This window comes from Roseateles sp. NT4 (assembly GCF_051857475.1).
In the GTDB taxonomy this organism is placed as follows: domain Bacteria; phylum Pseudomonadota; class Gammaproteobacteria; order Burkholderiales; family Burkholderiaceae_C; genus Pelomonas.
In genome coordinates this window covers 758,140-775,298 of record NZ_JBPZGZ010000002.1, presented here as the reverse complement: position 1 = coordinate 775,298, position 17,159 = coordinate 758,140, and the positions used below count along the sequence as shown (strand labels likewise).

At 71.4% G+C, this 17,159-nt stretch carries 20 protein-coding genes; 4 read left to right on the top strand and 16 right to left on the bottom strand.

Going from position 1 to position 17,159, the window contains the following annotated elements:
- Genes ACS5PN_RS13175 through ACS5PN_RS13100 form a run of 16 tightly spaced genes read right to left on the bottom strand, consistent with a single transcriptional unit; the run spans position 1 to position 13,957 of the window.
- Positions 1–681: a hypothetical protein gene (locus tag ACS5PN_RS13175; protein ID WP_439464413.1), complete on the bottom strand. Its 681-nt coding sequence runs from the start codon at positions 679–681 to the stop codon at positions 1–3.
- A complete protein-coding gene (locus ACS5PN_RS13170) occupies positions 678–1,319 on the bottom strand; it encodes a response regulator transcription factor (protein ID WP_439464412.1) in 642 nt (213 codons plus the stop codon). The genes ACS5PN_RS13175 and ACS5PN_RS13170 overlap by 4 nt, the downstream gene beginning before the upstream one ends.
- Positions 1,316–2,377: a sensor histidine kinase gene (locus ACS5PN_RS13165; protein ID WP_439464411.1), complete on the bottom strand. Its 1,062-nt coding sequence runs from the start codon at positions 2,375–2,377 to the stop codon at positions 1,316–1,318. Before ACS5PN_RS13165 ends, ACS5PN_RS13170 begins: the two co-directional genes overlap by 4 nt.
- Complete coding sequence (locus ACS5PN_RS13160) at positions 2,374–3,264, bottom strand: hypothetical protein (protein ID WP_439464410.1); 891 nt, start codon at positions 3,262–3,264, stop codon at positions 2,374–2,376. Before ACS5PN_RS13160 ends, ACS5PN_RS13165 begins: the two co-directional genes overlap by 4 nt.
- Positions 3,261–4,028 carry a hypothetical protein gene (locus tag ACS5PN_RS13155; RefSeq protein ID WP_439464409.1) on the bottom strand — a complete coding sequence of 256 codons (768 nt, stop codon included), beginning with the start codon at positions 4,026–4,028 and terminating at the stop codon, positions 3,261–3,263. Before ACS5PN_RS13155 ends, ACS5PN_RS13160 begins: the two co-directional genes overlap by 4 nt.
- Before the next feature lie 9 nt (positions 4,029–4,037).
- Entirely contained in the window at positions 4,038–4,508 is a 471-nt protein-coding gene (locus ACS5PN_RS13150; protein WP_439464408.1) for a hypothetical protein, read from the bottom strand.
- Positions 4,505–5,833 (bottom strand): FliI/YscN family ATPase, encoded by a 1,329-nt coding sequence (locus ACS5PN_RS13145; protein ID WP_439464407.1) that lies wholly within the window; start codon positions 5,831–5,833, stop codon positions 4,505–4,507. The genes ACS5PN_RS13150 and ACS5PN_RS13145 overlap by 4 nt, the downstream gene beginning before the upstream one ends.
- Complete coding sequence (locus ACS5PN_RS13140) at positions 5,830–6,471, bottom strand: FliH/SctL family protein (RefSeq protein WP_439464406.1); 642 nt, start codon at positions 6,469–6,471, stop codon at positions 5,830–5,832. The genes ACS5PN_RS13145 and ACS5PN_RS13140 overlap by 4 nt, the downstream gene beginning before the upstream one ends.
- On the bottom strand, positions 6,468–6,986 hold the full coding sequence (locus ACS5PN_RS13135; RefSeq protein WP_439464405.1) for a hypothetical protein: 519 nt from the start codon (positions 6,984–6,986) through the stop codon (positions 6,468–6,470). Before ACS5PN_RS13135 ends, ACS5PN_RS13140 begins: the two co-directional genes overlap by 4 nt.
- On the bottom strand, positions 6,979–7,710 hold the full coding sequence (sctJ, locus tag ACS5PN_RS13130) for a type III secretion system inner membrane ring lipoprotein SctJ (RefSeq protein ID WP_439464404.1): 732 nt from the start codon (positions 7,708–7,710) through the stop codon (positions 6,979–6,981). Before sctJ ends, ACS5PN_RS13135 begins: the two co-directional genes overlap by 8 nt.
- Positions 7,707–8,105: a hypothetical protein gene (locus tag ACS5PN_RS13125; RefSeq protein ID WP_439464403.1), complete on the bottom strand. Its 399-nt coding sequence runs from the start codon at positions 8,103–8,105 to the stop codon at positions 7,707–7,709. Before ACS5PN_RS13125 ends, sctJ begins: the two co-directional genes overlap by 4 nt.
- Positions 8,102–8,404: a hypothetical protein gene (locus ACS5PN_RS13120; RefSeq protein ID WP_439464402.1), complete on the bottom strand. Its 303-nt coding sequence runs from the start codon at positions 8,402–8,404 to the stop codon at positions 8,102–8,104. Before ACS5PN_RS13120 ends, ACS5PN_RS13125 begins: the two co-directional genes overlap by 4 nt.
- Positions 8,405–8,439: 35 nt before the next feature.
- Positions 8,440–9,426, bottom strand: coding sequence for a SctD/MshK family protein (locus ACS5PN_RS13115; RefSeq protein ID WP_439464401.1), 987 nt, complete (start codon positions 9,424–9,426; stop codon positions 8,440–8,442).
- Between the two features lie 6 nt (positions 9,427–9,432).
- Entirely contained in the window at positions 9,433–11,235 is a 1,803-nt protein-coding gene (gene sctC / locus ACS5PN_RS13110) for a type III secretion system outer membrane ring subunit SctC (RefSeq protein ID WP_439464400.1), read from the bottom strand.
- Positions 11,232–13,211 carry an FHIPEP family type III secretion protein gene (locus ACS5PN_RS13105; protein ID WP_439464399.1) on the bottom strand — a complete coding sequence of 660 codons (1,980 nt, stop codon included), beginning with the start codon at positions 13,209–13,211 and terminating at the stop codon, positions 11,232–11,234. Before ACS5PN_RS13105 ends, sctC begins: the two co-directional genes overlap by 4 nt.
- Entirely contained in the window at positions 13,208–13,957 is a 750-nt protein-coding gene (locus ACS5PN_RS13100; protein WP_439464398.1) for a lytic transglycosylase domain-containing protein, read from the bottom strand. Before ACS5PN_RS13100 ends, ACS5PN_RS13105 begins: the two co-directional genes overlap by 4 nt.
- Before the next feature lie 308 nt (positions 13,958–14,265).
- Between ACS5PN_RS13100 and ACS5PN_RS13095 the strand changes: the two genes are divergently transcribed.
- The 4 genes from ACS5PN_RS13095 to ACS5PN_RS13080 are packed head-to-tail and all read left to right on the top strand — an operon-like array spanning position 14,266 to position 17,102.
- Complete coding sequence (locus tag ACS5PN_RS13095) at positions 14,266–15,483, top strand: EscU/YscU/HrcU family type III secretion system export apparatus switch protein (protein WP_439464397.1); 1,218 nt, start codon at positions 14,266–14,268, stop codon at positions 15,481–15,483.
- 4 nt (positions 15,484–15,487) lie between these two features.
- The gene (locus ACS5PN_RS13090; protein WP_439464396.1) at positions 15,488–15,781 is read left to right on the top strand and encodes a FliO/MopB family protein; all 294 of its coding nucleotides are present in this window, start codon (positions 15,488–15,490) and stop codon (positions 15,779–15,781) included.
- The gene (locus tag ACS5PN_RS13085; RefSeq protein WP_439464395.1) at positions 15,778–16,410 is read left to right on the top strand and encodes a GNAT family N-acetyltransferase; all 633 of its coding nucleotides are present in this window, start codon (positions 15,778–15,780) and stop codon (positions 16,408–16,410) included. Before ACS5PN_RS13090 ends, ACS5PN_RS13085 begins: the two co-directional genes overlap by 4 nt.
- Positions 16,407–17,102 (top strand): DUF6683 family protein, encoded by a 696-nt coding sequence (locus ACS5PN_RS13080; protein ID WP_439464394.1) that lies wholly within the window; start codon positions 16,407–16,409, stop codon positions 17,100–17,102. Before ACS5PN_RS13085 ends, ACS5PN_RS13080 begins: the two co-directional genes overlap by 4 nt.
- The last annotated feature ends 57 nt before the right edge of the window (positions 17,103–17,159 follow it).

The window sequence follows — 17,159 nt, the reverse complement described above, 5'->3', positions numbered from 1 at the left end:
TCAGATCGCATCGATTCGAAAGGCCTGGCCCATGCCCCAGGGAATCAGCCGGCCGCGGGCGCGCACCTGATCGGGGCGCGTGACGTCGATGAGCTGGCATTGCACGGGCAGGGTTGGAACGGTATCGCTCCAGCCCATGACGACTTCCACGGGCAGTGCCGATTCCCAGCGGGCGACCAGCTGCCAGGGCCTGTCGCCCGCCGCCGCCTCGCTGCGCGCCCGCAAGTGGTGGGTGACGGGCGCTTCCAGCAGCAGCACGCCGCCCGGCTCCAGCGCCGCCAGCTCCTCGTCGGCGAGGCGCCATTGCGCCAGCACGGATTCCGCGGCCGTGGCCTGCCATTGCAGGCCCGGCACCTCGGCGGCTCTGCCGAGCGCGCGCAGGGCCGGCCAGGGCAGGGAGAGGCATGCCTGCACTTCGGCACCGCGCCAATGGGCCTGGGCCAGGCCTGTGCCGATGCCGCCCGACTGCGCGACCCATTGCCAGTCTGCGGCGGCCACGAGCCCTGCTGCCGCCAGGCCGTCCAGCAGCTCGCCCGCCAAGTCCAGCACGACGGCGGCCTCGGCGGCGCAGGGCGTCAACTCGCCGAGCTCGAAGTCGTCGGTGCTGAGGCTCAGGCGGGCGGGGCCGCACAGATAGTGCCAGCTCAGCGCCTGGGTCAGGGGCTGGGGAATGAAGCTCATGCGCGGCGGCTCACCATGATGCGGGTCAGCTCGGTGACTGAACGACACTTCATCTTGCGCATGCCGCGCGAGCGGTACAGCTCCACGCTCTTCAGCGACAGCTTGATCTCGTCGGCGATGTTCTTGTTCATCAGGCCCTTGACGACCAGGGACAGCACCTGGCGCTCGCGCGGCGACAGGGTCTGGGAGCGGCGCTCGAACTCCTCGCGCGAGCCCTCCACCTCGGTGTCCATGCCGCTGTCCACATCGGTCGGCGCAAAGGCGCGGTCCAGGGCCGCGCTGAGGGCCACGTCGTCCAGAGGCTTTTCCAGCAGCGACACGGCACCGCGCTTTTGCATCGCGGCCACGGCCAGCGGCACATCGGCATGGCCGCTCATGTAGATGACGGGCAGGTGGATGCCGCGCTCGCGCAGCGCGTCGTGCAGGTCCAGGCCGGACAGCTCGGGCATGCGCACGTCCAGCATCAGGCAGGTGGCCTCGGGCCAGGTCGTGCCCACGGCCACGCGGGCCAGGGACTGCAGCGCGTCGCGCGGGTCGCCCCAGTCACGCACCTGGCAGCCGAAGCCCTCCAGCCAGAAGCGCAGCGAGTCGCGGAATTCGTGGTTGTCGTCCACCACATAGATCTGTCTGGGCGTCATGTCGTCTTCTCCAGCATGGGTTGGGTCGTGGCTGCCATGACCGGCAGTGCGAAGTGAAAGCAGCAGCCGCCCGCGTCGCGCCGCGTGAACCAGAGCCGGCCCTGGTGCATCTCGATCAGCGAGCGGCAGATGGACAGCCCCAGGCCCATGCCGTTGGGCTTGGTGGAGCTGAAGGGCAGGAAGAGTCGGGCCTCGGTCTGCGGCGTGATGCCGGGACCGTTGTCGCTGACACGCAGCTCGGCGCGGTTGCCGTCGACGATCAGTTCGAGTTCGATCAGCGGCTCGGCCGGCCGGTCCAGGCGCAGCGCGTCCAGCGCATTGCGCAGCAGGTTGATCAGCACCTGCTGCAGCATGACGGCATCGCCCTGTACGGGCACGACCTGCCGTGGCAGGCGCAGCGCCAGGTGCACGGCCTCGCGCTGCAGGTCCCAGTCCAGCAGGGCCAGGCTCTGGTGCACCAGCTCCACCAGGTCCAGGGTCTCGGTCTTGGGCTGGCGCGACTGCGTGTACTCGCGCACCCGGCCGATGATCTGGCTGGCATAGGTGACCTGCTGCACCGCCTTGTCCAGGGCGGCGAGCTCGTCGGTGCTGTCGGGATGGCGGCGCGCCAGGCGCAGCTTGAGGCCGCGCAGCAGGTTGGCCGTCGCGCCGATGGGCTGGTTGAGCTCGTGGGCCAGCACGCTGCCCATCTCGCTGACGGTCAGCGAGCGCGACGTGAACAGCAGGCCCTCGCGGTCGTCGAGCTGGCGCTGCAGATGGTGCAGGCGCTCGCGCTCGTCGTCCAGGCGCAGCAGCACATGGCGGGCATCCAGGGCCACGCGCTGGGCCGTGTACTCACCGCTGACGCCACAGCGCGTGCGTGCACCCAGCGGCGCCAGCAGGGCGCTGGCGAGGCCGTGCAGGGGCTGCGCCCAGTCCTCGGCAAGGCCACCGACCTCGCCGGGCAGCAGCGCCTGCATGGGGGCGTTCAACGCGACGAGGAAGTCGCCGTCGAGGATGGCCAGGGCCTCGCCCAGTTCACCCAGGGCGTGCAGCAGGTCGGCGTCGACACGGTTCATGGGCCCTCCTTCGGCCACAGGGGTTCGCTGCACAGCAGCCAGGTCAGGGAGTTGCGCGCGCCCAGCAGCGCGCGCAGGCTGGTGCTGGCCTGGGCCTGGACAAGCACCTCGGCCCATTGCGAGATGCCCGGCGCCACGTCGTCCAGGCGCAGCTCGCAGCTGACCTGGCCGGGTGCGAGGCGGGTGCTGCCGGCCAGTTCACGCAGCGTGCGCGGCCGGCCCTGGGCGCTGAGGCCCACGCGCACGGCCCACCAGCGTTCGTCCACGGTGGGGCGGGCGGTGCGCCAATGCGCCGGCCAGCGCCGCCACAACCAGGTCGTGGCGTCGCGGCTGGGCTGCAGGCTGGCGAGGCCGACGGGACTGGCCAGCAGCACCGGCAGCCCCAGGCGCCAGGCCTGCAGGGCGGGCCGCAGCGCGGCCGAGGACGGCGCGTCGGCAGCCGCCTCGCGCAGTTGGGCCAACAGGGCGCGCGCCCAGGCCGGGATCTCCTCGGCGGTAGCAAAGGCGGGTGGCGGCGCGGCCTCGGCTTCGCTCTCCTCCTGAGCATCGCTGCCGGCCTCGTCGAAGAGCTGGCGCCAGGCCGGCGCATCCTGCACGCGCCAGCGCAGCTCCGGGCCGTTCTGCAGGCTCAGTGGCTGCATCAGCACGGGGGCCGCAGGAATGACCACGGCGGCCGCTTCGCTGCGCTGCATGAGGCTGGCGGGCATGTCCGCGGGGCGCGTCTGCGGCGCGGCCTGTGCGGGCAGGGGCGCAGCGGCCTGGGGCGCTTCGGCCGTGGCCTCCGACTGCGCCACGGGTGGCGCCTCGGCTTCGTTCACAGCGGCCTGCAGGAAGGCCTGCCAGGCCTCGCCGGGGTTCAGGGCCTGGATGGCGCTGATGCCGCTCATGACGTCACCTCGTCAAGCGGCCCGCGCGACTTGCCCGATCGCGACGCCTGCTTCAGGCGCAGCCGCAACACCTCGTGGCCGGCGTCGCGCAGGCGCTTGTCCAGGTCGGTCAGCTGCTGGCGGGCCTGGGCCTGCACGACCGGAGGCACGCGCAGCTCCAATTGCAGCGGCGCCTGAGGCTGGGCCTGCTCGACACGCAGCTGCCAAGCAGGACCCGTGGACGGCAGCTCAACCTGCCAGACCCGCGCCAGCGGTGTCGACGCCGGTGCCGGCTCGGCGACCTGCTGCACCGCTTCGATCACCCGCAGGGCCGTCGGTGACAGCGGGGCGATGTGCGTGAGCGCGGGTTCCGGCATGCCTGGGGTGGGCAGGAGGCCCACGGTTGCGGGCGGTGTGGGCTCGATCGCGGCGGTCTCGCTTTCGTTGCGCAGCCCGGAGCCGGCGTTGCGCCAGCCCCAGGCCCCGCTTTCTTGCGGAATCGGCAGCGCCTCGGCCGTGGCCGGGGATTCCTCCACCATTCGACGCGTGCCTTGCAGCGATGGGGAAACCGGGCCGGGCGGCGCGGCGTCGACAGCAACGGGCTCGGCCTCGCCGCCCACGGAGGGCCTGGCCTCGCCCAAGGTCTGGTCGCGCAGACGTTGATAGGCGTGGCTCCAGTCCGAAGGCACAGGGTCTTGACCAACCAGCGAGGGCTCGGCCGCGACCAGGCGCGCGCGTTGCAGCGCAGCCAGCGGGGTCAGGAGCAGGGGCAGCAACAGCTTCACGATGGCGGCTTAGTGCAGGGCCCGGCGGGCGTCCTCGGCGTCCAGCTCGGCCTGCTGCTCGCGGGCCTGCAGGTCCTGGCGGCGCTGGTCCTTCAGCGTGGCGTCGACGGCGTCCTCGCGAGCCTGGGCGCGGGCCAGGTCGGTGCGGCAGCGAGCCACCTCGGTCTGGGCCTGCTCCAGCGTCTCCTGCTCTTCGAGCAGGGCGTATTCGTCACGCTCCAGCCGATCGGCCAGCACCTCGCGGTGGATCTTCAGCTGCTCGCCCCAGCGCGGCATGTCGACGCTGCCGGGGCCACCCCAGTGCTGGGCCAGTTCGGCCAGACGGGTGCGCCCGAAGTCGATGGCGGCCTCGCGGATGTCGACGGCCAGCCGGGCTTGCATCTCCCGGGACTGGGCCTGCTGCAGGGCCTGGAGGGCGCGGCGCACGCGCAGCTGGCGCAGGCGCAGCCACTGGCGGCCTTCGGCGGTAGAGAGGCTCACGTGACGATCTCCCGCAGATGCTGCAGGCCGCCGTCCCAGTCGCTGGGCTCGTGGGTGGCCTGTTGCAGCAGGGCCTTGATCTGCGGCATGCGCTCGATGGCCTGGTCGGCCAGGGGGTCGCTGCCGGCCTGGTATTCGCCGACGCGCAGCAGGAACTCGACCTCCTGGTGGCGGGCCATCAGCGCGCGCACCTGGGCAGCGTCGCGCTGCTGCTCGGGCGAAGTCACGCGGGTGAAGACGCGGCTGGCGCTGGCCAGCACGTCGATGGCCGGGTAGTGCTGGGCCTGGGCGAGGGCGCGCGACAGCACCATGTGGCCGTCGAGGATGGAGCGCACTTCCTCGGCCACGGGGTCGTTGCCGTCCTCGTCTTCGGCCAGCACCGTGTAGAAGGCGGTGATGCTGCCGTGGGCATCGTTGCCGGCCCGCTCGAACAGCCGCGGCAGCTCGGCAAACACCGAGGGCGGATAGCCGCGCCGCACGGCCGGCTCGTTGGCCGCCAGGCCGATCTCGCGCAGGCCGCGCGCGAAGCGGGTCACCGAGTCCATCATCAGCACGACACGCGCGCCCTCGGCCCGGAAGCCCTCGGCGATGGCCGTCGCCGCATAGGCCGCGCGCACGCGCTCCAGGGCCGGCCGGTCCGAGGTCGACACGACGACGACGGAGCGTGCCAGGCCCTCGGCGCCCAGGCTGTCTTCCAGAAACTCCCGCACCTCGCGGCCGCGTTCGCCGATGAGGCCGATGACATTCACTTCGGCCCGCGTGCTGCGCGCCAGCATGCCCAGCAGCGTCGATTTGCCGCCGCCGGCCATCGCGAAGATGCCGACGCGCTGGCCTTCGCCAACGGTCAGCAGGGTGTCGATGGCACGCACGCCGCAGACCAGGGGTTCATGCACCGGGCGGCGTTGCAGCGGCGGCGGCGCGTCGCGGTAGAGCGGCACGCGCGGCAGCTGGTCCAGCGGCGGCCCACCGTCCAGCGGCTGGCCGAAGGCGTCGATGACGCGGCCGAGCAGGCCGGGGCCGCTGGGCAGGTTGGCGGCTTCGTTCAGCACCTCGACGGCGGCGCCGACGGGCAGGCCCTGCAGCGAACCCAGTGGCGCCAGCACGGCCTCGTGGCCCTGAAAGCCGATGACCTCGGCCAGCAGGCCGTCGTCCAGCGGACGCGAAGGATCGAAGACGCGGCAGCTCTGGCCGACGCGGGCCTGCACGCCGGTGGCGCGCATCAGCGTGCCGCCCGCCTGCACGACGCGGCCCAGCGTGGCCACGGTGCGGGCGCGCTGCAGGCTGCGGCGCAGCGTGTCGGTCTCGGCGTCCAGGCTCAAGGTCATGCCGCAAGACCCCAGGCACGGGCCAGCCTCTGCACCTGCGTGGCGAGGCTGGCGTCGGCCGTGCCGAACTCCGTCGTCAGGCGGCAGTCGCCTTCGGCCAGCTCGGCATCGGCCACGATCTCGGCGCTGGCGAGGCCGGCCTTGTCGTCGGGATCGATGACGCCCAGCGCGGCGCGCAGGTCGTCGATCTGGTGCGGGTGGACGTGCAGCCGCCAGGTGCGGGCCGGCAGCAGCTCGCGCGCCGCCTGGGTGGCCAGGCGCGCCAGGCCTTCGTCGGCCGGCAGCGGGCCGAGCAGCTTCTGGAACACCTCCAGGGCCAGTCGCGCCACATCGCGCTGCTGGCGCTGGCATTGCGCCTCGAAGGCGTGGGTCAGCCGGGCCAGGGTGTCGGCCACCTGGGCGCGCGCCTGGCTCTCGGCCTGGGCCAGCCCCTCGCGCAGGCCTTCCTCGCTTGCCCGAGAGCAGGCCGCCTCGACGCGCACCTGCTCCTGCTCGAACAGCGCACGCAGTTCGCCGAGGACCTGGTGCGCGTCCTGCAAGGCGGGTACCTCGGCGGCGCGCAGCACGCGCCGGTCCGACGCGATGCCCAGGCGCGCCTCGGGCTCGCGGTGCCAGAGCATGAAGCTGTTGCTGCTCATGCCGACACCACCTGGTCCTGCAGGGTCAGGGTCTCGCGCAGCACCGCCAGGGCCGTCGCCTGCGGCATGACCCAGGCGGCCACGGGACCGAGGCGGCGGCTGGCGGCATGGCGCAGCGAGCCATGCGGCAGGCCGGCCAGCAGCACGGCGGCCCCGGCCTCGGTGAAGCGCTGGCTCAGGGCCTCGGGCGTCGTCACCTCGGGCCAGTCGCTCAAGGACGCCGGCAGGCCGGCAGGAAGCGCCGGCCAATCCTGCGTGCTGCGCAAGGCGCGCCACCATGGCGCACCCAGGGCACTGCGCGCCAGGTCGCGCAGCGGGCCGGCGATCCACAGGCGCAGGGCCGGTGCGGCGAGCACGGAGCCGCAGCGGCGCGCCAGAGTCAGCAATTCATCGCGCTCCAGGGCCAGCCAGGCCGGGGCGGCGTCGAGCTGGGCCCAGCTCAGCGTGCGTGCTTCGGCGGGGGCCTCGGCCAGCAGTCGGCGGGCGACCTGGGCGCGCAGTCGGCGTTCAGTCATGGCGACCGCCTTCCAGTGCGAGCTGGGCCGTGGCCCGGCGGCGGCGCCAGGCCAGCCAGCCAGCCGCGCCCAGGCTGGCACCACCGAGGGCGATGGCCAGGGCGAAGACGGCGCCGGGCTGGCTCTCGGGCACCGGCGTGAGGGTGGGCGTGGGCTCGGCCGCGAAGGCGACGACCGAGACGCTTTCGTAGGGCAGGCCTTCGACGCTGTTGACGACCAGGGCGCGCACCTTGGGCAGCAGCGTGTCGACGTTGAGGCCGGGGCGGTGCTTGATCATCACCGAGGCCGACGAGGGCTGGACCTTGTCGGACAGCGGATGGCGCTCCGGCACGACCAGGGTCACGCGGGCCTGCAGCACGCCGTCGATGCTGGTCAACGTGTGCGACAGCTCCTGCGACAGCGCATGCATGAGGCGGGCGCGCTCCTCGACCGGCGTGGACACGAAGCCCTCGCGCTTGAAGACCTTGCCCAGGCTGTCGAAGTCCTCGCGCGGCAGGCCTTGGGCCTTCAGGATCTGCACCGCGCGGGCGAAGTCGGCCTCGGGCGCGACCACCTCGAAGCCGTCCTCGCGCGAGGCCTTCTGCGCCGGCACGCCGGCCAGGCGCAGGGCCGAGACCATGTCGTTGGCCTGGCGCTCGTCGAGCTTGGCATAGAGGGTCTGGTCGCCACAGCCGGCGAGCAGCACGGCCATGGCGAGCGGGAGAAGGCTTCGAAGCTGCTTCATGACTGTTGGCGGAACAGTTGTTGAAGGCCTTCTGAAGTCCGGTTCGCGATGTTGGACGTCAGCTGGCAATGGAACATGAACTCCTGGCAGCGCACGGTCAGGTTGACCAGCTCGCCCGGTGTCAGCTCCTGGCCCGAGGCCGCCGCCGCGCGGGCGTCCTGCCCGAGGGAGGCGGCTTCGGCGTTGATGTGGTCCAGCGGCTGCACGAAGCGCTGCATGCCCAGGGCATGAGCGGACGTCGAGCTCGCGTCCAGGCGCTGGACCGCGCCCGCCATGGCGCGCTCGAAGCCCGCCACATCGGCGGCGGGCGAGAGCTGGCCCAGGCTGGACAGCGAGGCGCCCGCGCCGAGCTGCACGTCCTGCACGGGCGCCGCGAGGGCGATGCCGGGTGTCACTGCTTGCGAGCCATCGTTTCGAGGGCGGAGCCGACCGTGGACACGGCCGTGTGCGAGCTGCTGGCCAGGAAGCTCATCTTCAGCGACATGGCGGTCAGCTCGGTCACGGCGGCCGGCGTGTCACCACCGTTGTTCATCGCAGCCGAGGCGGTCTCGATGTCGCCGGCCTGCTTGTCCAGGGCCTTGCCCCAGGCGTCGGCCATGGCTTCGAACCAGGAGCCGCCGCTGCTGTTGGTCTTGCCGCCCGTGGAACCGTTTACGGGTGCTGCGGCGAGGGTGTTGAGAAGCGTGTTGGACATGGGAATCTCCTTGAGGGAGGGTTGGGGGAGCAGGTTCAGAGCGTCAACCGCGTGCGCTGGCCGTCGCGTTCGACGACGACGGCACGCCCGGCGATCTCGACGACGCGATGGCCGCTGGGCAGCAGGGCGCCGCTGAAGTAGCGGCTGCCATCGGCGGTGATGAAGTAGGGGCTGTCGGCGTTGTCGATGACGGCGACCAGGCGCTTGGCGGGGTCTTCCGCCGGCGGTGCGGCCGCGGCGACGGCGGTGGCCGGTGGCTGGTTGTCCAGGCGCAGCGCGGGCAGGCGGGCGATGTCGCGCCTCGCGGCCGCGGCGGCTGTCTGCACCTTGGCGGCATCGCGCTCCTGGGTGCGCAGCACCAGCTCGCCCTCGGGCGACCAGCTGGCCTGGGCCGCGATGCCGTGGAGGCGGAAGACCTCGACGGTGCTGGCCAGCAGATCCGGCGTCGTGGCCGGTGTGGCCGCCTGGGCAGGCGGCACGACCTTGGCGACGACCTGGCCGGCCTCGCGCAAGGTGCCGCCACGCCAGGCCAGCGATGCACCGCCGATGACCATCACCAGGCCCAGGGCCGTCAGCACGCCTTCGAGCATGGAGCGCGATGCGGGCTGGGGCGCGAGGGCGCGCCGGGGTTCCGGCGCCTCGGGGCCGTCGTGCATGACGGGCTCGGGCCACTCGTCCTGGTCGGCTGGTCCATAGGCCACCACGGTGTCGCCCAGGCGCAGCGGCTGGCCCGGCGCCCAGGCCTGGATGGCGTCGCTGGGATCGAGCGGGCGTTCGGCCAGCACGGCGTGGCCGGCGATCAGCTGCAGGCCGACGCGGCCGATGCCCGTGGGCACCACGCGCAGCTGGAAGTCGCCATCGCTGGCGAGCAGGATGTCGGCGAATTGGGTGTCGCCCTGGTTGGACGCGTTGACGCCGCAGACCAGCAGGTCCTGCTGCGCATCGAGTCGCGCGCGGGCGCCAGCCTGCCGGCCCGCGAGCACACGCAGTTCGAGGACGGAAGCAGGGAGGAGGGACTTCATGGCGGTTTACTCCTGCTGGGCGGCGCCTTCGCCGCCGCCGCCAGAGCCCGACGGAGCGGCCGGATTGGCGAGCGGCTGGCGGGCTCTTTCCATCACATCGGCCGTGGCCTTGCTGTTGGCCAGGCGGGGCGTGATGAGGAACATGCGTTCGACGCGCTGGCCGCCCTTGCGCTGCGTCTTGAAGAGGTTGCCGAGGAGGGGGATGTCGCCGAGAACCGGCACCTTGTCGACGCCGGCCGTCGAGCTGTCGCGCACCATGCCGCCGATCAGCAGGCTTTCGCCCTCGGAGATCAGGGCCTGGGTGTTGATGCCCGAGCGCTCGACGATGGGCAGGTTGTCCACGCTCTGGCCGGTCAGGCCGCCGTCTTCGATCTGCACCAGCAGCTTGATGCGCGCGGGTTCCTCGCCTTCCTTGAAGACGTGAGGTGTCACGCGCAACCGCGTGCCGGCGGTGACGTTGAAGAGGTCAACGTCCTCGCGGCCGGCGACGCGCACGTAGTAGGTCGAGCTGTTGTCGAACACCGCCTCGACGTTGGACAGGGTGACGACCTGGGGGCTGCTGACGACCTTGGCCGCGCCGTCGCTCTGCAGGGCCGTGATGCGGGCCACGAAAGGGAAGCGGTCGCCGATGACGGCGGAGATGACGCCGCCCTTCGCCGCGGGCGTCGGGTCCTGCTGGCCGTTCAGACGCAGGTCGCTGGCCGTGCCGTTGCCGAACATCAGGCTGTTCAGGCCGTGGTTGTAGCGCCAGTTGATGCCGAGCTCGCGCATGCGGTCGGTGTTGATGTCGATGATGGTGGCCTCGATCTCCAGCGACTGGGGCTCGACGTCCAGCGACTTGATGAGGGCGGCATAACGGTCCAGCCGCTCGGGCAGGTCGCGCACGATGATGGCGTTCAGGCGCGGGTCGGCCTCGATGCGCGGCGCGAAGTCGGGAGGCGTCGCGGGCTCGGCCGCTTCGGGCTGGCCATAGCCGACCTGGGTGAGAGCCGCCACCAGGGTGTCGGTGCCGCGCACGCTCGGTGCCGCCTCATCGACCAGGCCCAGCGTGGTCGTGTTGCGCGCGGACGCACTGCGCACGCGCTGGCTGCCCTGGGCGCGCGAAGGGTCGGTGGTCACGGCGGCGGCGCGGGCCTGCTTCGGCTGGCCCACCAGGGAACGCAGGATGCTGGCCACGCCGGGCAGCGTCGTCTGCTGGCCGCCGAAGCTCATCGGCACGTCCTGGGCCCAGGCGTAGCGCAGGTAGAAGATGCGGTAGTCGGGCAGGGGCTGCTGCTGTTGCGGCGCCCAGGACTTCATGGCCGCGCCCGTCGTGCCGGGGCGCACCTGGCGCACCAGCTCGTCGACCTGCTGCACGAAGCGCTTGGCGCCCACGGCCAGCAGGGCGCCGTCCTCGCCGAACTTCAGCGTGTTGCGGGCATCGGGCAGCTGCAGAGCCTGGGCGGCGCGCTGCACCTGGGCGGCAGCGGCGGGCGTCAGCAGATAGCTGCGTGTCTGGGTCTCGCCGGCCGGCGCGATATAGAGCACGCCGCCGTCGTAATAGCTCAGCAGGTTGTAGGCGCGGCCCAGGTCGCGCAGCAATTTGGCGGGCGTGCCTTCGAAGCGGCCGTTGACCTGGCCCTGCACGCCGCTGGCGACGACGGGAATGTCGCTGCCCGAGAACAGCCCTTGCAGGAACTGCTCGAGGGGCTGGTCGCGGGCCTCCAGCTTGACGGCGCGCAGGCCCTCCGGCAGCGGAGCAGCCGCGAGGGGCAGAGCTTGGGCCAGCAGCAGCGTGGCGGCTGCCGCGATCTTGAGTTTGGAGGTCATGCGGCGAGCAGCGCGGCTTGCGGTGAAGGCGCGTCCAGACGGGGTGGGGGCAGGTGGTGCAGCGGCGTCAGCCGCAGCGTGGGCAGCAGTTCGTGGAAGGACAGCACCGGGGTGTCGAAGCACTCGTTCTCGATGAGCTTGCGCAGATGCCAGCGCAGGTCGATGGCGCAGACGATGGCCTGCGGCCGCAGCGCCTGAACCTGGGCCTGAACCTCGGCCGCGAACTGGCGGGCCACGTCGGGCGAGATGGCGAGTTGAGTGACGCCGCCGCTGACATGCAGGTTCTGGCGCATCAGCTGCTCCAGCTCCGGCGACAGCATCAGGGCCTGCAGCTCGCCGTTCGGGCAGATGCGGTGGTGGGTCTGGCGGCGCAGCGCGATGCGCGTCATCTCCGTCAGCGCCTGCACGTCCTTCTCGCGCTGGCTGGCCTCGGCCAGGGCCTCGAGGATGTCGCGCAGATTGCGGATGGAGACTTCCTCGGACACCAGGCGGCGCAGCACCTCGGTGACCTTCTGCACCGGCAGGGCGCGCAACACCTCCTTGACGACGTCGGCCAGCTCGGCCTGGGCGCGCGTCAGCAGCTCGCTGGTTTCCTGGATGCCGATGAAGAGGCCGGCCTGGCGGCGCAGGGCCTGGCGCACCTGCTCCGCGAGCAGCTGCGGGTCCTGCCCGGCCTGCTCGCCCTCGGACAGCGGCACTTCATGCGCCAGCAGGCGCCAGCCTTCGCGGCCCAGGCGGCCATGCAGGGCCACGCGCGGCAGCGGCAGGCCCTGGTCGAGCTGCAGCTCGTCCAGCATGGCCTCGATGGCGCGCGTCACGGCGATGCCGCCGTCGCCGAGCAGGGGCTGGGGCAGTTCCAGCAGCAGCGGCACGGAAGGCCGCACGCGCGGCTGGGCCGTCTTCAAGGCGCTGGGCTCGGGCTGGCGACGGCTGGTGCCGAAGTCGGGCATGTGCTGGGCCATCCAGTCGCGGCCCCAGGGCGTCAGCAGCACGCCGGCGGCGCCGAAGACGATTGCCAGCAGGCCGAAGACCAGCGGCGGGAAGCCCGGCACCGCCGCCAGCAGCACGCAGATGCCCGCCGCCATCATGTGCACGCGCGGCTTGGCGCCGAGCTGCTTGCGGATGGCGTCGCCGAGGTGGCGGTCGTTCTCGTCGTCGTTGATGCGCGTGACCAGCAGGCCGGCGGCCATGGCGCCGAGCAGGGCCGGGATCTGCGCCACCATGCCTTCGCCGATGGACAGGATGGAGTAGCGGTGCACGGCGTCGGCCATGCTGAGGTCCTGCTGCAGCACGCCGATGGCCAGGCCGCCGAGCAGGTTGATGAGGATGATGACGATGCCGGCGATGGCGTCGCCCTTGACGAACTTCATCGCGCCGTCGAGGCTGCCGTGCAGCTTGCTCTCCAGCTCCAGCGTGCGGCGGCGGCGCTTGGCCTCGTCCTTGTCGATGAGGCCGGAGCGCAGGTCGGAGTCGATGGACAGCTGCTTGCCCGGCATGGCGTCCAGCGAGAAGCGCGCCGCCACCTCGGCGATGCGCTCGGCGCCCTTGGCGATGACGATGAACTGCACCACCGTGATGATGAGGAAGACCACCAGGCCCACCACCAGGTTGCCGCCGGCCACCAGCTTGCCGAAGGTGGCGATGATGTGGCCGCCGTCGGCATGCAGCAGGATGAGGCGCGTCGTCGCGATGGACAGGGCCAGGCGGAACAGCGTCGTCATCAACAGCACGCTGGGGAAGACCGAGAACTCCAGCGGCCCGGCCACGTAGACGGCGATCAGGATCAGCACCAGTCCCGAGGCGATGTTGACGGCCACCAGCAGGTCGATCAGCCACAGCGGCAGCGGCAGCACCATCAACGCCACGATGGCGACGATGCCGGCGACCAGGAAGAGGTCGCTGAAGCGCGCGATCAGGCCCTCGCGCGGCCGGTCGGCCGCGGCGAAGTAGCCCGAGAGGCCTTCCTTGGCGCTCATGCATGCGCTCCAAAGCGGCGACGCAGTTCGGCGTAGACCGCCATCACGTCGCGCACATAGGCCTGGGTCTCGGCAAACGGCGGCACGCGGCGGCCGTGGCGTTCGACGGCGCCCTCGCCGGCGTTGTAGGCGGCCAGCACCAGGCGCAGGTCGTTGCCGAAGCGGGCCTGCAATTGCTTGAGATAGCGGGCCGAGGCGTCGAGATTGGCTTCGGGGCTCAGCAGTTCGCGCTCGGCATTGGCCACGCCCAGGCCGCGGCCGGTGGCCGGCATGAGCTGCATCAGGCCGCGCGCCCCGGCCGGTGAGATGGCCTGGCTCTGGTGGCGCGACTCGATGTGGGCCAGGGCATGCAGCAGCAGCGGGTCGATGTCGTGGCGCTGGGCCACCTGGGCCATCAGCGGGGCCAGCGAGCGGATGCGGGCCTGGCCGGCGGGGTCACGTGTTGACAGCGGCTGGACCGAGACGGGAGGCGAAGTCGTAACGACAGGTGCGGCCGGCTGCACGTCCACCGGCAGGAGCTCGGGTTCGGCCGGCATTTCCATCGGTGCCGAGCGGCTCCTGACCAGGGTGGCCCCGCAGAGCTTCTCGGTCAGCGCAAAGCCACTGGCGCCGGCGGCCGGGTTGGCGTCCAGCAGGGCTTCCGCGGACGGCGATGGGCAGTTCGGTGCGCCGGCCTGCGCGCCGAGCAGCACGCCACCTAATGCACCGGTCGCCATGACCTGGCAGATCCGTTGGAGTCCGAACACCTTTTGTCTTCCCTGCTTTTTGGACGGGCGGACTATGGGGGCAAGGTCCTCCGAGAGGTTGACGGTTGCAAGTAGACGTAACTGACTGACCAGTAGACATTGCTCCTTTGTATGCAGTCCACCTCCCCCCACGTTTACGCGTGGAAACATTTGCTGCGTCGCGCCCCTCTCGGACCGGGCATCGTTCACATCCGCAGCGCCCTGCGCCCATACCAGTGGGTCGCTCAGCCCCCTAGAAATAGGGCGGCGCTGCAAACAAGTTTTCACAAACCCCGTTTGCACCCCCTAGAAATAGGTGTTAGGGAGCCATGGCCGAGGACAGCGGCGACAAGACCGAACAGCCCACACACAAGCGCCTGCAGGACGCCCGCAAGAAGGGCGATATCGCCAAGGGCAAGGAGCTGACGAGCACGGCAACGCTGCTGGTCTGGCTGGTGATGGGCGCGTTATGCCTGCGCATGGGCTGCGAGCGTGTCGCGGCCCTGTGCGAGGGCCTGTTCGCGCGCGTGTCAGTGGGCTGGCGCGAGGAAGGCTTCGGCCATGTCGCGGCCCTGCTGGGCTGGCAGAGCGTGGAGCTGGCCCTGCTGATGGTGGCCCTGCTGGTCATCCCGGTGGCGGCCCTGGGCACGCTGGTGGAGTTCCTGCAGGCCGGGCCCGTGCTGGCTTTCGAGAAGGTGGCGCCCAAGCTCGAGCACCTGAATCCGGCCGAAGGCCTGAAGCGCATGTTTTCTCTGGACAACCTGGTCGAGCTGATCAAGGGCATCCTGAAGACGGCCCTGCTGGTCGGCATCGGCTGGGCGGTGGCGAAGCTGGTGCTGCCCGATGCGATGAGGCTGGCCTCTGGCGCCGACCGCCCGGCCCAGCACTTCGGTGGCCTGGTCTGGGAGGCTACCGTCAAGACCCTGGCCTGGACGGTGGGCGTGTTCTTCGGCGTTGCCTTTCTCGACACGCTGTGGACCCGGCATCGCTTCACCAAGAAGATGCGCATGAGCATGCGCGACATCAAGCAGGAGATGAAGGAGAGCGAAGGCGATCCGCATCTGAAGCAGCAGCGCAAGCAGGCCCATGCCGAATGGAGCCAGCGCAACCAGCAGGCCGCGGCACGCGGCGCCAACGCCCTGGTCGTCAATCCGACCCATGTGGCCATCGCCATCGACTTCGAGCCTGGCCGCTGCCCCGTGCCCACCGTCAGCGCCAAGGGCGAGGACCATGTCGCCCGCGCCATGCGCGAGGCCGCCGAGGAGGCCGGCGTGCCCATCGTGCGCAATGTGCCGCTGGCGCGTGAGCTGCTGGCGCGCTGCGAGGAGGGCGAGGTCGTTCCGCCCGACCTGTTCGACGTGCTGGCCGAGGTCATCCTCTGGGCCGAGGGCGTGCGCGAGCAGCTCAAGTGGGAGGCCGACCGCGCCGACCCGCATCGCCGCAACGAGGTTCCCGCCGAACCACCGCGCGCCCGTCCCGCGCCGGGTGAAGACCTGACCCGCCATCCCGACGTGGACCCCCGGGTCGTCCCCGTCGCAGCCCATTGAAGCCATGCAGGACCTGATGCTCAACCTCGCCAGCACCGTCGTGGCCCTGGCCTTCGTGCTGCTGCTGGCCTGGGTGCTGATCCGCGGCTGGCGGCGTCTGCAGACCCTGGGCGGGCGCAGCCCGGCGAACGACGGCGACGCGCTGCGTTTCGTGCGTGCCTTGCCGGTCGGCGCCCGCGAGCGCGTCGTGCTGCTCGACCATGCCGGCGAGCGCTGGATGCTGGGCGTCACGGCCGGTGGCATCAGCCTGCTGGCGCGCTGGCCCCAGGGCGAGACCGCGGCGGAGCGGCAGCCATGATGGCCTTCTCACATCACGGCGAAAAGCTGCGCCTGCGCGAGTTCGTCCAAGGCGACGCCGCCGACATCCAGCGCCTGCACGCCGACTCGCGTGTACGCGCCCTGCTGCCCGACGAACAGCCCCTGCACGAGGCGCCGTGGGCCGAGGCCTTCACCGCCTGCCTGTCCGGCTTCTACCGCCGCCATCCCGGCCTGGGCATCTGGCGCTGCGACGTGCCGCTGGACGACGCGACCGGGCAGTTCGCCGGCTGGTTCAGCCTCATGCCCATGCAGGCCAGTCCTGGCATCGAAGTCGGGATGGGCGATGCCGAGCTGGGCAGCCGCCTCAGGCCTGAGTACTGGGGTAGCGGCATCAGCCTCAGCGGCGGCGAAGTGTTGCTGCGCCATGCCTTCGAGACGCTGGCCCTCGGCACGGTCTGGGGCATCTGCCACCCCGACAACCGCGGCGCCCGTGTCTGCCTCGAAGCCCTGGGCTTCACGCCGCGCGGCCGCTCCTTCTACGAAGGCCAACCCTCCGATTTCCACGCCCTGGACGCCGCCACCTGGTCGGCCGTCCGGACCCTCAGCCGCCGTGAACGACTGCGCCAGACCCGGCGTGCCGCCCCGGCCCCAGCCCCGCCCTCGTCATGACCTCAACCGCCTCCCCCAACCGCTGGCAGGCCGCCCTCGGCCAACGCCTGGCACAAGCCCTGGAGCAGTCACGCTTCGCGCATGCGCCTCAGGCCGATGGCGCCCCGGCTCACGAGGCCGACGCCACGCGCTGGCGCCTGCCCTCCCGCGTCGCCGAGCCCGCCGTGGCCGCGGCCGTGCTGAACGAGATGCTGGGCATGTCCGCCCAGGCCGGCCTCGCCACGCACTGCCTGCAGCATTACCGCAACCAGCTGGCCCAGGGCCGCGCCGAGGACGACCTGGGCGTCGCCTTGGCCGCCTATCTGGGCGCCTGCCGCCAGGCCTTCGACCACGAAGCGCTGACGCCGCAGCGCTGGCAGGCCATCACGCAATGGGTCAAGGCCTGGGTCATCGACGAGCTGCCCTGGGACGACGCTCCCCTGGCGCAGCGCCAGGACTGCTTCGAACGCTTTGCCGTACTGACCGTGGCGTTAGGCGAATGGACGGTGCAGGCCAGCCGCCAGGGCAGCGCCCAGCAGGCGTCGGCCACCTGGATGGCCCGCAACAGCCTGGCGCGTCAGCTGGGCCTGGACCTGCCGGCCCTGTGCGCGGTGCTGCGCCAGCTGGACGGCGCGACTGCGGCCAACCCTAGCGCTGCCCATGCAGAAATAGGAGCAGCCGCATATAGGCAAGCCAAGCGGGACCCCGTTTAATGAAACCTGTCAACGCCGCAGAGTTTGGTTCGAAACCTTAGCGACAAGACACGCAGC

Bases quoted from the DNA above. Each gene is read 5' to 3' on its own strand.
- ACS5PN_RS13105 (WP_439464399.1), bottom strand. From the start codon at position 13,211: ATGAGCGCCAAGGAAGGCCTCTCGGGCTACTTCGCCGCGGCCGACCGG.
- ACS5PN_RS13145 (WP_439464407.1), bottom strand. From the start codon at position 5,833: ATGACCTTGAGCCTGGACGCCGAGACCGACACGCTGCGCCGCAGCCTG.
- ACS5PN_RS13135 (WP_439464405.1), bottom strand. From the start codon at position 6,986: ATGACTGAACGCCGACTGCGCGCCCAGGTCGCCCGCCGACTGCTGGCC.
- ACS5PN_RS13085 (WP_439464395.1), top strand. From the start codon at position 15,778: ATGATGGCCTTCTCACATCACGGCGAAAAGCTGCGCCTGCGCGAGTTC.
- ACS5PN_RS13170 (WP_439464412.1), bottom strand. From the start codon at position 1,319: ATGACGCCCAGACAGATCTATGTGGTGGACGACAACCACGAATTCCGC.
- ACS5PN_RS13140 (WP_439464406.1), bottom strand. From the start codon at position 6,471: ATGAGCAGCAACAGCTTCATGCTCTGGCACCGCGAGCCCGAGGCGCGC.
- ACS5PN_RS13165 (WP_439464411.1), bottom strand. From the start codon at position 2,377: ATGAACCGTGTCGACGCCGACCTGCTGCACGCCCTGGGTGAACTGGGC.
- ACS5PN_RS13080 (WP_439464394.1), top strand. From the start codon at position 16,407: ATGACCTCAACCGCCTCCCCCAACCGCTGGCAGGCCGCCCTCGGCCAA.
- ACS5PN_RS13115 (WP_439464401.1), bottom strand. From the start codon at position 9,426: ATGAAGTCCCTCCTCCCTGCTTCCGTCCTCGAACTGCGTGTGCTCGCG.
- sctJ (WP_439464404.1), bottom strand. From the start codon at position 7,710: ATGAAGCAGCTTCGAAGCCTTCTCCCGCTCGCCATGGCCGTGCTGCTC.
- ACS5PN_RS13160 (WP_439464410.1), bottom strand. From the start codon at position 3,264: ATGAGCGGCATCAGCGCCATCCAGGCCCTGAACCCCGGCGAGGCCTGG.
- ACS5PN_RS13095 (WP_439464397.1), top strand. From the start codon at position 14,266: ATGGCCGAGGACAGCGGCGACAAGACCGAACAGCCCACACACAAGCGC.
- ACS5PN_RS13090 (WP_439464396.1), top strand. From the start codon at position 15,488: ATGCAGGACCTGATGCTCAACCTCGCCAGCACCGTCGTGGCCCTGGCC.
- ACS5PN_RS13175 (WP_439464413.1), bottom strand. From the start codon at position 681: ATGAGCTTCATTCCCCAGCCCCTGACCCAGGCGCTGAGCTGGCACTAT.
- ACS5PN_RS13120 (WP_439464402.1), bottom strand. From the start codon at position 8,404: ATGTCCAACACGCTTCTCAACACCCTCGCCGCAGCACCCGTAAACGGT.
- sctC (WP_439464400.1), bottom strand. From the start codon at position 11,235: ATGACCTCCAAACTCAAGATCGCGGCAGCCGCCACGCTGCTGCTGGCC.